Raw genomic sequence first — 11,578 nt, 5'->3', positions numbered from 1 at the left:
GCCCGCCCATGCCGCGCGAATAGGCGTCCGCGATCGCGACGATGTCATGCGTACGCATGCGCGTGGCAAGCAGCGACTGGTGCGCGTCGCGCATGGTCGTGTCGGTCACCAGCACCCGGCCTTGCTCGCGAACCCACTTGGCAAAACCCGCCGCCCCCAGTTCCTCCAGCTTCTGCCTTGTGCCCGGCATTGCCTGGCCGGCAAAGCGCGGCGGAACCGGCTTGGCGGCGTCGTGCGCCGGGCGTCAAGGGGAAACTGTACCCGGTGACCAGTCCGTTCGTGCTGGAAAGCCGAGCGGTCCGCGCGTGCGTCGCGCCTCATCGGGCCGACTAGGCTCGCTCGCATGAGCGACGCTGTGGCCGCTGGGGCGGTCGGGTCTGACCAGTTCGCGGAGGGGGTCGTCGACCTGCTCGGCGCGCTGGCGTACGGGGAGCTGTCGGCGTTCGAGCGGCTCGCCGAGGACGCGAAGGCCGCGCCGACGCTGACCGGACGCGCCGCGCTGGCCCAGATGGCGGCGGCCGAGATGGGGCACTTCGCGCTCCTGGAGCGGTACCTCGCCGAGCGGAATCACTCGGTCGAGGAGGCAATGGGCCCGTTCGTGAAGGGTTTCGACGGGTTCCACGCGTCCACCGCGCCCCGGACCTGGCTGGAGTCGCTGGTCAAGGTGTACGTCGGCGACGGGCTCGCGGCCGACTTCTACCGCGAGGTCGCCGAGTGGCTGGACGACTCGGCGAAGCCGCTGGTGCTCGCCGTGCTGGCCGACACGGGCCACTCGGCGTTCGCCGAGCGCGAAGTCCGGGCGGCCTGCGAGAGCGACCCGGCGCTGCGCGACCGGCTCACCCTGTGGGGGCGCAGGCTCCTCGGCGAGGCGTTGACGCAGGCCCAGTACGTGGTGGCCGAGCGGGACGGGCTCGCCGAGCTGATCGTGCGCGGATCGGGTGACCTCGCGGGCATCGCGGCCCTGTTCCGCAGGCTCCAGCACAGCCACACGAAGCGCATGGCGGCGCTCGGACTCGGCTAGGGTTGCGAGCGGTTAGCCAACAACTCGCGCACGGAGGTCAGCGTGGAGGTCAGGGTCGGCGTCGTGGACAGCCCCAGGGAACTCGTGGTGTCGAGCGCACTCACCCCCGAAGAGGTGGAGTCCCAGGTCGGCGACGCGCTGAAGGCGGGCAGTGGTCTGCTGACGCTGGTCGACCAGAAGGGCACCCGGTTCGTCGTGCCCGCCACGCGCGTCGCGTACGTGGAGATCGGCCCGGCGGACGGCCGGAAGGTCGGCTTCGCGGCGAGCTGAGCCAGGCCGCCGGTCCACGACCGGCTGAGCCGCACGAGCTTCACCCGAGGGGGTGGCACCGGACCGGTGCCACCCCCTCGGCGCGTCCGGGTGAGGGCGGGGGCTCCGGACCGGGGTGGGGAAGGCGCGGGCGGGGGCTTCGGCGCTCGCGGGGCGGCGGTTCGGGAATCCTGCGGGCCGAGCGCACGGGCCGCCTCAGGCCGTGGGGAACGGGGGCGCGCCGGTGCCCGCGACGCGGTAGCGGCCCCACGGGTCGGGGTCGCCGAGCGAGCCGGTCGCCGAACCCGCCGGGGTGCGCAGGTCGGCGGTGCGGGCGCCCGCCTCCACCAGGCCGGTCACCCGCGGGTCCGCCGCGATCCGGCCGTACCAGTGGTAGCGGCCGTCGATCGGCTGGAAGAACCCGCGCAGGTCCACCTCGACCGGGACCTCGTGCCCGCCGAGGAGCAGCACCGCCGGACCGGAGTAGCCCTCGTGGTCCTCGAACTGCCCCTCGGGCTGCCCGTCGGGCCCCGGCTCGGGCCCCGCGCCCGCGCCCGTCACGACTGCTCACCGACCAGCCGCAGTCCCGCCTGCGCCTGTCCCCCCTGCCCAGCTCCCGCCCGCCCCGCCTGCCCGCTCGCCCCGCTCACCCGCGCCTCGATCGGCTCGTCCGGGTCCAGCACGACCCCGGCCGACCGCAGCAGCCCGTCCAGGGCGTGCCAGATGATCGTGCTCAGGTAGTCGCCCAGGCTGGCCCGCGACATCGACTGGCGGTCCAGCCACCAGTCGCCTGCGTTCTGCACCATGCCGACCAGCGCGTGCGCCCACGGCTCCGCGCCGCCCGAGTCCATCCCGTTCGCCCGGAGGAAGTCGCCGAACAGCCTGGTCAGCGCGGTGGCGATCATCGCCTTGTCCTCGCCGACCACGTCCTGCTCGACCGGTCGCTCGGCGAACGCCGCCCGCACCACGAACCGGTACAGGTGCGGGTGCTCCTCGATCACCGACAGGTACGCGTCGACGATCCGGGTGATCCGGGCCCGCAGCGACCCGTCGCCCTCGATCGCGGGCCCGAGGCGGTCCATCAGCAGCTCGGTCGCCCGCCTGCCCACGGCCAGGTACAGGTCGGCCTTGTCGGCGAAGTGCCGGTACAGGACGGGCTTGCTCACCCCGGCCTCGCCCGCGATCTCGTCCATGCCCACGTCGGCCCCGTGCCTGGCCACCGCCCGGATCGTGGCCTCCACGAACTCGGCCCTGCGCGCCTCGCGGTGGCCCTTCCAGCGCTCCCGCCGCGCGTCCGTCCCGCCCTTGACAGTCCGCACCATGCGGCGCACGCTACCAGAGGTAACCGTTACTTCAGGTAACACATATTTTGGGGAGGGCGCAGTGGCGAGGCAGCTCAAGGCCACCGACCGGGAGAAGACCGCGGAACGCCTGCTCAACTCCTCGGCGGCCAGGTCCTACGACCCCGAGGTGGACGTCGACTGGTCCGCTCCGCTCGTCGACGGCCTGCTCTACCTGCCCGAGCACCGGACCTCGCTCTACGGCACCGAGCTGTGGGCCGGGCTCAGCCGCGAGCAGCGCGTCGAGCTGGGGCGGCACGAGGTGGCCAGCGTCGCCAGTGTGGGCCTGTGGTTCGAGGTGCTGCTGATGCAGCTGCTGCTCAAGGACGTCTACTCCGGCGACCCGACCAGCAGGCACGTCCAGTACGCCCTCACCGAGATCGGCGACGAGACCCGGCACTCCACGATGTTCGCGCGCATGGTCGAGCGGATCGGCTGCCCCGCGTACGGGCCGGGCAGGCGGGTGCACCGGCTCGGCAGGCTGCTGCCGGTGATCGGCCGCGGGCCCGCCGTCTACGCGGCGATCCTGGTCGCCGAGGAGGTCCTCGACCGGTTGCAGCGGGAGATGACCGCCGACGAGGGCGTGCAGCCGCTGGTGCGCATGGTCAGCCGCATCCACGTGCTGGAGGAGGCCCGCCACGTGCGCTTCGCCCGCGAGGAGGTGGTGCGCGGGGTGCGCGGGCTGAGCCGGGCCGAGCTGCCCTACCAGCGCTGGCTGCTGGCGGTGGTGGCCATGCACATCACCCGCTCGCTGATCCACCCCGAGGTGTACCGGGCGGTCGGGCTCGACCCGGTCGAGGCCGCGCGCGCGGCGGCGGGCAACCCGCAGTGGCGCGAGACGATCCGGTGGGCGGGGGAGCGGGTGGTGGCGTTCCTGGACGAGGTCGGCCTCGTCGGGGCTCCGGGCGGGCACGCCTGGCGGCGCTCGTTCTTGGTGGGGTGAGGTGGTGCACGAGGGCGGTGGCTCCCGCACCGGCCCGGCCCGGCCCGGTCCGATCCGATCCGCGTCGCGCTCGCGACGCGGCGGTGGTCCGGCTGAGGTCTGGTGCCTGCCGCCCCGTGCGGCAGGAGCGACCCGGTTCTCGCCGCGGTGCGGCGGGCTCAGTGCTGCAAGGGGAACCCGCCGCCGATGCCCTTCCACGCCAGGTTGGAGATCAGCGTCACCGCGTCCTCCTTGGGGATCGCCCGGTCCCCGGCCAGCCACGACCGCGCCGTGACCTGGCTCAGCCCGACCAGGCCGGTGGCCAGCAGGCGCGCCCGGTGCTCGTCGAGGCCCGCGTCCGAGGTGATCGTCTCGGTGATCGCGTCCACGCTGTCCGCCGTCGCCCGCTCGACCGCCGACGCCACCGCGGGCTCGCCCCGCAGGTCCGACTCGAACACCATCCGGAACGCCTGGCCCTGGTCGTCCACGAAGTCGTAGAACGCGGCCACCGCCGCGCGCACCCGCTGCTTGTTGTCCGTGGTCGACTCGATCGCCCCGCGCACCCGCGCCACGAGCCCGTCCACGTGCGACTCCAGCAGCGCCATGTACAGCTCCAGCTTGCCGGGGAAGTGCTGGTACAGGACCGGCTTGCTCACCCCGGCGCGCTCGGCGATCTCGTCCATCGCCGCCGCGTGGTACCCGTTCGACACGAACACGTCCTGCGCCGCGGCCAGCAACTGGGCGCGTCGCGCGGTCCGCGGCAAGCGCACGCCGCGCCCGGCGGAGCCACCGTTCTGCCCGACCGTCTGGGCCGTCTCCGTCATCAGCGTGTCCTCCTGGCGCACCGAGCCGTGCGCCGATCCTCGTCGTGCCCGCGGGCGGGCTGGAACCGTTCGGCCACCCGTCAACCTTACTCGCTGGTAGGAGCCTCGCCCGTGACCTTCCCCCGCGCGGCCCGTTTCACGCTTCCCCGGCGCAGGCATCCTGGAGGGGTGACCCAGCCGCAGGAGGCGACCCGAACCGCCCTCACCCGCGTCCCCCTGTCCACCGCGGCGCTGCCGCCGCTCGACACCGCCATCCCGCCGTGGCCGGGCGAGCAGGTCCAGGTCGACGGGCACCGGCTGCACGTGCGGACCACCCCCGGCCCCGAGGGCGCCGACACCGCCGTCTACGTGCACGGCCTCGGCGGGTCCTCGACCAACTGGACCGACCTGGCCGGGCAGCTCGCGGGCCACGTCGAGGGCCGCTCGGTGGACCTGCCCGGCTTCGGGCGCTCCGAGCCGGTCGACGGGTACACCTACAGCATCGCGGCGCACGCGCGGGCGGTCACCCGCTACCTGGAGTCCCTCGGCAGGCCCGTTCACCTGTTCGGCAACTCCATGGGCGGCACGATCTCGCTCGTGATCGCCGCCACCCGCCCCGAACTGGTGAAGTCGCTGGTGCTCGTCTCGCCCGCCATGCCGGACCTGCGCCTGTCGACCAGCCGGATGGCCGACCCGCTCATCGCGCTGGCCTACCTGCCGCTCGTCGGGCGCACCGCGCGCAAGCGGTTGGCGCAGGTCAGCCACGAGGAGCGGGCCCGGCAGACGGTGCGGCTGTGCTTCAGCGACCCGTCGATCGTGCCGGACAACCGGATCGCCGAGAGCGGGCGCGAGGTCGCCGAGCGGGCCACCCAGGCGTGGGCGTCCGCCGCGCTCGGGCGCAGCACCACCGAGCTGGTGCGCTCGTGGCTGCTGCGCGGGCCCGGCTCGCTGTGGCTGCTGCCGCCCGAGGTCACCGCGCCGACGCTGGTCGTGTGGGGCGCCGACGACCGCCTGGTGAGCGTGCGCAAGGCCCCCAGGCTCACCAGGTCGCTGCCGCGCGGGCGGATGCTCGTGCTGCCGCGCACCGGGCACGTGGCGCAGATGGAGCGCCCCGTGCTGGTCGCGCGCGCGGTCGCCGGGATGTGGGAGGCGGGGGACCGCTGGTGAGCGCCGGGCCCGCCCTCCACGGTCGTGGTGGGAGCGACCGCGAGCGCCCGCTTGTGGCACCCTGTGCCCCGTGAACCGGACGTCAGGGCAGCGGCGCGGACCGGCTCCCTCCCCAGCTCCCGCCCGGTCGGCGCTCACCGAGGACCGCTACCGCAGGGGCGCGCGCCGCACGGCGGGCGAGCCGCTCGCGGCGTCGTGGGAACCGGACGGCGCGAAGCCGCGCGAGCGCAAGCGGAGCATCAAGAACCTCATCGGCAACTACGGCTGGCGGATCTACGCCGTGCCGGTCCTGGTCGTGCTCACCGCGCTGGTCGTGCTCGACACGGCCGCGCAGGACGACCAGGGCGGCGGCGTCGCCCAGCAGGGCGGCGGGCTCGGCCAGGACCGCTCCGAGCAGGCCGAGGACCACCCGAAGGTCGACGAGACGCCGCCCGCCAACACCGCGCTGGTCGACATCCCGACCGCCGTGCTGCCCGAGGGCCCCTCCTACACGGAGCAGGGCGCGGGCACCTGGGAGGTCGTCCAGGGGCGCACGGAGAAGGTGGGCGACGGGCCGCTGCGCAAGTACGCGATCGAGATCGAGGTCGGGATCAACCCGATCGACCACGGCGGCGACGTCACCACGTTCGCCAGGACCGTTGACGCCTACCTCGCCGACCAGCGCAGCTGGGTGGGCACGGGCAACGTGTCCATGCAGCGGGTCGACGACGGCTCCGAGGACTTCCGGATCAGCCTCACCAGCGTGCAGACCACGCACGGGCTGTGCGGCAACCAGATCCAGTACGAGTCCTCCTGCTACAACCCGGACCGGGAGAAGGTCGTCATCAACGTCTCCCGGTGGGTGCGCGGGGCGAAGGCGTTCAGCAACGACATCGCCAACTACCGCCAGTACGCCATCAACCACGAGGTCGGGCACGCGCTCGGCAAGGGGCACGAGGCGTGCAAGGACGACGGCAGGCCCGCGCCGGTGATGATGCAGCAGACGTTCGGGGTGGCCAACGACTACGTGGCCAAGCTGAACGAGGTGGACGCCAGCAACCGGGGCGCCGTGCCCGCCGACGGCAAGACCTGCACGCCGAACGCGTTCCCGGTCGCGCCGCGGTAGCCGCCCGCGCCCCAGCTCCCCGCCCACCTGGTGGGACGGTTTTCCACTCGGGAAGACGGTGGGGGAGTCTTGGTGTTGTCCAGTGGTGTCAGGACGTGTACGGCGTTTTGACGTGTCCGTCGAGGAGGAGCAGCATGGCGCTTCCGCCGCTCGTGGAGCCCGCAGCGGAGCTGACCAAGGAAGAAGTGGCGCGGTACAGCCGCCACCTGATCATCCCCGACGTGGGCGTCGACGGTCAGAAGCGGCTGAAGAACGCGAAGGTCCTCGTGGTCGGCGCGGGCGGTCTCGGCAGCCCCGCGCTGCTGTACCTGGCCGCGGCCGGGGTCGGCACGCTCGGCGTCGTGGACTTCGACGTCGTGGACGAGTCGAACCTCCAGCGCCAGGTCATCCACGGCCAGTCCGACATCGGCAAGCCCAAGGCCGAGTCCGCGCGCGAGTCCGTCGCGGAGATCAACCCGTTCGTCAAGGTCGTGCTGCACCAGGCGCAGCTCACCTCGGAGAACGCGCTGGAGGTCTTCCGGGACTACGACCTGATCCTGGACGGCACGGACAACTTCGCCACCAGGTACCTGGTCAACGACGCCGCCGTGCTGCTGGGCAAGCCGTACGTGTGGGGCTCGATCTTCCGGTTCGAGGGCCAGGTGAGCGTCTTCTGGGAGGACGCCCCGAACGGCCAGGGCCTGAACTACCGCGACCTCTACCCCGAGCCGCCGCCGCCCGGCATGGTGCCGTCGTGCGCCGAGGGCGGGGTGCTGGGCGTGCTGTGCGCGTCCATCGGCTCGATCATGGTGACCGAGGCGATCAAGCTGCTGACCGGCATCGGCGACCCGCTGCTGGGCAGGCTGATGGTGTACGACGCCCTGGAGATGTCGTACCGGACGATCCGCATCCGCAAGGACCCGGAGAGCCCGAAGATCACCGAGCTGATCGACTACGAGGCGTTCTGCGGGGTCGTCTCGGACGAGGCGCAGCAGGCCGCGGCGGGGCGCACCATCACGCCGCTGGAGCTCAAGCAGAAGCAGGACGCCGGGGACGACTTCGTGCTGATCGACGTGCGGGAGCCGCACGAGTACGAGATCGTCCGCATCCCCGGTTCGGTGCTGATCCCCAAGGACCGCATCCTGTCCGGCGAGGCGCTGGCCGAGCTGCCGCAGGACAAGCCGATCGTGCTGCACTGCAAGTCGGGCGCGCGCTCGGCCGAGGCGCTGGCGGCGCTGCACCGGGCCGGGTTCGCGGACGCCGTGCACGTGGGCGGCGGCGTGCTGGCCTGGGCGCGGCAGATCGACCAGAGCCTGCCGACGTACTGAGCCCGCTGGCGCACTGAGCCCGGCCGACGTGCTGGGCCCGCCGATCGCGCGGTGGCGGCCCGCCGAGGGCCGCGACCGGTGACGTCGACCTCCCGCCCCGGACCTGGACCAGGTCCGGGGCGGGGTCGTGTCCGGGGGCGGGGTCGTGTCAGGGGCCGTGCTGCTCGGGTTTGGCTGCCCACTGTTAACTGTCAACAGCAAGCGACGCAAGTCAGGGGTTCGGGCGCGTGCCCAGCACCGCTTCGGTCGCAGCCCTGGTGCCGCCGTCCCACGGGTGGTATGCGCCCCACCGGACCGCCGCCCACCTGCGCAGACCGCCCCCGTGCGGGTTGTCCGGGACCTCCCGCGTTCGACCGCTCGGGGTGGGCGTTCACCCCTGTGCGCGGCGATCGTCGCTGTGCGTAGGCGGTTTGACCGGCTGGAACCGCACTGGTGCGGCTTGTGACGAGACGTGCCACACCAACACGAGCCTGGCCGGGATCCACCACACGGAGCGCTGTTGCAGGTAGCGTGCGGTCCCGTGACGCCGACCCCGGAGCCTCCCCCGTCGCACGTGCGCGCCGCGTTCGGCGCGCGGGACGTCGAACCGGAGTTGATCGACGGCGGCCCCGCGTGGCGGTGCGGCGAGGCGGCCATCCGGCCCGCGGGCAAGCCCGCCGAGGCCACCTGGGTCGCCAAGACCCTGGACGCGCTCGACGTCGAGGGCCTGCGGGTGGCCAGACCGCTGCGGTCCACCGACGGTCGCTACGTCGTCGGAGGCTGGGCCGCGACCAAGTACCTGTCCGGCCGGGCCGAGCCGCGGCACGACGACGTGGTCGAGGTGGCCGTGCGGCTCCACGAAGCCACGGCGGGCATGACCAAGCCCCGCTTCCTCGACGCCAGGACCGACCTGTTCGCCGTCGCCGACCGGTGCGCGTGGGACGACGAGCGCACCGCGCTGCGGCCCGAGCTGGGCGGCAGGCTGTTCGAGCTGATGACCTCCTACCGCAAGCCGATCACGGCGAAGCCGCAGGTCGTGCACGGTGACCTGTTCGGGAACGTGCTGTTCGCGGGCGACGCCCCGCCCGCCATCATCGACTTCGCCGCCTACTGGCGACCCGCCCCCTACGGCGCGGCCGTCGTGGTCGTGGACGCGCTCTCCTGGGGCGGCGCGGACCGGGGCCTGGTCCAGCGCTGGTCGCACCTGGAGGAGTGGCCGCAGGTCCTGCTGCGCGCGCTCCTGTTCCGCCTGGCAGTGCACGCCCTGCACCCCCAGTCCAGCGCCCGTTCGCTGGTCGGGCTGGAGCGGGCGGCGGGCACCGTGGTCGAGCTGCTCTGAGCCGAACAGCCGGTGCGGGAACCCCCGCCAGGGGTGACCTCACCGCGCGGGCCGGGCCGCTGCGCAGGCAAGTTCGCTTCCCCGAAACACAGCACTGTGCCGAGTTAACAGCCGGTTCCTACCGTCGTCCGGGTGACCGACACCCACTGCCCGTACTGCGCGCTCCAGTGCGCGATGACGATCGTCGACGGCGAGGTGTCGCCCCGCGAGTTCCCGACCAACCGGGGCGGGCTCTGCCAGAAGGGCTGGACGTCCGCCGCGCTGCTCACCTCGCCCGCCCGCCTGACCACCCCGCTGGTGCGCGACCGAACGCCCGACGGGTCGCGCGGCGAGCTGAGACCGGCCTCCTGGGACGAGGCGCTCGACCTCGTCGCGGCCCGCCTCGCCGCGCTGCGCCGCGACCACGGGCCCGACTCGGTGGGCGTGTTCGGCGGCGGCGGGCTCACCAACGAGAAGTCGTACCTGCTGGGCAAGTTCGCCCGCGTCGCCCTCGGCACCTCCCAGATCGACTACAACGGCCGGTTCTGCATGTCCAGCGCGGCGGCGGCCGGGACGCGCGCGTTCGGGCTCGACCGGGGGATGCCGTTCCCGGTCACCGACCTGGACGACTCGAACGCCGTCCTGCTGGCGGGCGGCAACCCGGCCGAGACCATGCCGCCGTTCGTCCAGCACCTGCGCGGCGCGGCGCTCGTCGTCGTGGACCCCCGGCGCACCGCCACCGCCGAGCTCGCGGCCGTCCACCTCGCCCCGGCGCCCGGCACCGACCAGGCCCACGCGCTCGGCCTGCTGCACGTCGCCGTCGCGGCCGGGCACCTGGACCAGACCAACGTCGCCGAGCGCACCACCGGGTTCGACGACGCCTGGCGGATCGCCGCGACCTGGTGGCCGGAGCGCGTCGAGCGGGTCACCGGGGTGCCGGTCGCCGACCAGCGCGCGGCGGTGCGGCTGCTCGCCGAGGCCGACCGCGCCCACGTGCTCACCGGGCGCGGCACCGAGCAGCACGCCAGCGGCGCGGACGCGGTGTCGGCGTGGATCAACCTCGCCCTCGCGCTCGGCCTGCCCGGCACGCCCGGCTCCGGGTACGGCTGCCTCACCGGCCAGGGCAACGGGCAGGGCGGGCGCGAGCACGGCCAGAAGGCCGACCAGCGGCCCGGCTACCGCAAGATCACCGACCCGGCGGCCCGCGAGCACGTCCAGCGGGTCTGGGGCGTCGACGGGCTCCCAGGGCCCGGCAGGTCCGCCTACGAGCTGCTCGACGCGCTCGGCGGGCCGGACGGGCCGAAGGCGCTGCTGGTGTTCGGCAGCAACGTCGTGGTGTCCGCGCCCCGCGCCGGGCACGTCGCCGACCGGCTCGCCGCGCTCGACCTGCTCGTGGTGGCCGACCTGGTGCTGTCCGAGACGGCGGCGGTCGCGGACGTGGTGCTGCCGGTCACCCAGTGGGCCGAGGAGAGCGGCACCATGACGAACCTGGAGGGGCGGGTCCTGCTGCGGCAGCGGGCCGTGCGGGCCCCGGACGGGGTGCGCAGCGACCTGGAGGTGCTGCGCGGGCTCGCCGAGCGGCTCGGGCAGCCGGGGGAGCGGTTCCCGGTGGAGCCCGAGGTGGTGTTCGAGGAGCTGCGGCGCGCCTCCGCCGGGGGGCTCGCCGACTACTCCGGGGTGACCTACTCCCGGCTCGCGGCGGGCGAGGCGCTGCACTGGCCGGTCGTGCCGGACAGCACGCCCCGCGTGTTCCTGGACCGGTTCGCGCACCCGGACGGGCTGGCCAGGTTCGCCGCCGTCGACCACCGGGGGCCCGCCGAGCCGCCGGACGCCGACTACCCGCTGCAGGCCACCACCGGGCGGGTGCTCCAGCACTACCAGTCCGGGGCGCAGACCCGGCTCGTGGCCGAGCTGGTCGCGGCCGAGCCGGAGGCGTACGTGGAGGTGCACCCGGACACCGCCGGGCGGGCCGGGCTCGCGCACGGCGGGATGGCGGCGGTGGTGTCGCGGCGGGGGCGCACGGTCGCGCGGGTGCGGTGCGTGGCGTCGATGCGGGTGGACCTGGTGTTCCTGCCGTTCCACTTCCCCGGCGACGGGCGCGCGAACCTGCTGACCAACCCGGTGCTCGACCCGGTCAGCCGGATGCCCGAGTTCAAGGTGTGCGCGGCCCGGGTGGAGGCGGGGTGAGCGGGCCGGCCGGTGCCCGCGAGCGGCTGGTCGTCGTCGGGAACGGGATGGCCGCGACCCGGCTGGTCGAGGGCCTCGTGGCGGGCGGGTACGCCGGCGAGGTGACCGTGCTCGGGGACGAGCCGGTGCCGGCGTACACCCGGATCCTGCTCTCGGCAGTCCTCGCGGGCACGCACGCGG

The 11,578-nt window shown here is 73.9% G+C and carries 12 protein-coding genes and 1 pseudogene; 9 read left to right on the top strand and 4 right to left on the bottom strand.

Annotated features, from left to right (window positions below):
- The coding region (locus tag ACTUAL_RS12355; RefSeq protein WP_440900328.1) for a hypothetical protein at positions 1 to 190 on the bottom strand (190 nt) is incomplete at its 3' end.
- A gap of 153 nt (positions 191 to 343) precedes the next feature.
- Here ACTUAL_RS12355 and ACTUAL_RS12350 point away from each other — a divergent pair.
- Both ACTUAL_RS12350 and ACTUAL_RS12345 read left to right on the top strand, forming a co-directional pair.
- Positions 344 to 1,021 (top strand): ferritin-like fold-containing protein, encoded by a 678-nt coding sequence (locus ACTUAL_RS12350; protein ID WP_096491566.1) that lies wholly within the window; start codon positions 344 to 346, stop codon positions 1,019 to 1,021.
- Positions 1,022 to 1,063: 42 nt separating this feature from the next.
- Entirely contained in the window at positions 1,064 to 1,291 is a 228-nt protein-coding gene (locus ACTUAL_RS12345) for a DUF3107 domain-containing protein (RefSeq protein WP_012783449.1), read from the top strand.
- A gap of 195 nt (positions 1,292 to 1,486) precedes the next feature.
- On the opposite strand, the gene ACTUAL_RS12340 is transcribed toward ACTUAL_RS12345, so the two are convergent.
- Both ACTUAL_RS12340 and ACTUAL_RS12335 read right to left on the bottom strand, forming a co-directional pair.
- Positions 1,487 to 1,831, bottom strand: a complete 345-nt coding sequence (locus ACTUAL_RS12340; protein ID WP_440900327.1) for a DUF4873 domain-containing protein — start codon at positions 1,829 to 1,831, stop codon at positions 1,487 to 1,489.
- Positions 1,828 to 2,592 (bottom strand): TetR/AcrR family transcriptional regulator, encoded by a 765-nt coding sequence (locus ACTUAL_RS12335; RefSeq protein WP_440900326.1) that lies wholly within the window; start codon positions 2,590 to 2,592, stop codon positions 1,828 to 1,830. Before ACTUAL_RS12335 ends, ACTUAL_RS12340 begins: the two co-directional genes overlap by 4 nt.
- Positions 2,593 to 2,653: 61 nt before the next feature.
- Here ACTUAL_RS12335 and ACTUAL_RS12330 point away from each other — a divergent pair, with 61 nt between their 5' ends.
- Positions 2,654 to 3,553 carry an AurF N-oxygenase family protein gene (locus ACTUAL_RS12330; RefSeq protein WP_096491569.1) on the top strand — a complete coding sequence of 300 codons (900 nt, stop codon included), beginning with the start codon at positions 2,654 to 2,656 and terminating at the stop codon, positions 3,551 to 3,553.
- A gap of 158 nt (positions 3,554 to 3,711) precedes the next feature.
- Here ACTUAL_RS12330 and ACTUAL_RS12325 read toward each other — a convergent pair whose 3' ends face one another.
- A complete protein-coding gene (locus ACTUAL_RS12325) occupies positions 3,712 to 4,356 on the bottom strand; it encodes a TetR/AcrR family transcriptional regulator (RefSeq protein ID WP_440900325.1) in 645 nt (214 codons plus the stop codon).
- Between the two features lie 168 nt (positions 4,357 to 4,524).
- Between ACTUAL_RS12325 and ACTUAL_RS12320 the strand changes: the two genes are divergently transcribed.
- The 6 genes and pseudogenes from ACTUAL_RS12320 to ACTUAL_RS12295 all read left to right on the top strand — a co-directional run.
- Positions 4,525 to 5,502 carry an alpha/beta fold hydrolase gene (locus ACTUAL_RS12320; protein WP_440900324.1) on the top strand — a complete coding sequence of 326 codons (978 nt, stop codon included), beginning with the start codon at positions 4,525 to 4,527 and terminating at the stop codon, positions 5,500 to 5,502.
- A 70-nt stretch (positions 5,503 to 5,572) separates the two neighbouring features.
- A complete protein-coding gene (locus ACTUAL_RS12315; protein WP_440900323.1) occupies positions 5,573 to 6,607 on the top strand; it encodes a DUF3152 domain-containing protein in 1,035 nt (344 codons plus the stop codon).
- A 134-nt stretch (positions 6,608 to 6,741) separates the two neighbouring features.
- Positions 6,742 to 7,914, top strand: a complete 1,173-nt coding sequence (gene moeZ / locus ACTUAL_RS12310) for an adenylyltransferase/sulfurtransferase MoeZ (protein ID WP_096491572.1) — start codon at positions 6,742 to 6,744, stop codon at positions 7,912 to 7,914.
- A 520-nt stretch (positions 7,915 to 8,434) separates the two neighbouring features.
- The gene (locus ACTUAL_RS12305; protein ID WP_118945366.1) at positions 8,435 to 9,232 is read left to right on the top strand and encodes a TIGR02569 family protein; all 798 of its coding nucleotides are present in this window, start codon (positions 8,435 to 8,437) and stop codon (positions 9,230 to 9,232) included.
- Between the two features lie 132 nt (positions 9,233 to 9,364).
- The gene (locus ACTUAL_RS12300; protein ID WP_440900322.1) at positions 9,365 to 11,398 is read left to right on the top strand and encodes a molybdopterin oxidoreductase family protein; all 2,034 of its coding nucleotides are present in this window, start codon (positions 9,365 to 9,367) and stop codon (positions 11,396 to 11,398) included.
- Positions 11,395 to 11,578: pseudogene (locus ACTUAL_RS12295) on the top strand (hypothetical protein); the annotation flags it as partial. The gene ACTUAL_RS12300 and the pseudogene ACTUAL_RS12295, both read left to right, overlap by 4 nt.

This window comes from Actinosynnema sp. (assembly GCF_052038725.1).
This window is presented reverse-complemented; position numbering and strand designations above follow the sequence as displayed.

Coding starts and splice junctions, on each gene's coding strand:
- ACTUAL_RS12350 (WP_096491566.1), top strand. CDS start 344: ATGAGCGACGCTGTGGCCGCTGGGGCGGTCGGGTCTGACCAGTTCGCG.
- ACTUAL_RS12335 (WP_440900326.1), bottom strand. CDS start 2,592: ATGGTGCGGACTGTCAAGGGCGGGACGGACGCGCGGCGGGAGCGCTGG.
- moeZ (WP_096491572.1), top strand. CDS start 6,742: ATGGCGCTTCCGCCGCTCGTGGAGCCCGCAGCGGAGCTGACCAAGGAA.
- ACTUAL_RS12325 (WP_440900325.1), bottom strand. CDS start 4,356: ATGACGGAGACGGCCCAGACGGTCGGGCAGAACGGTGGCTCCGCCGGG.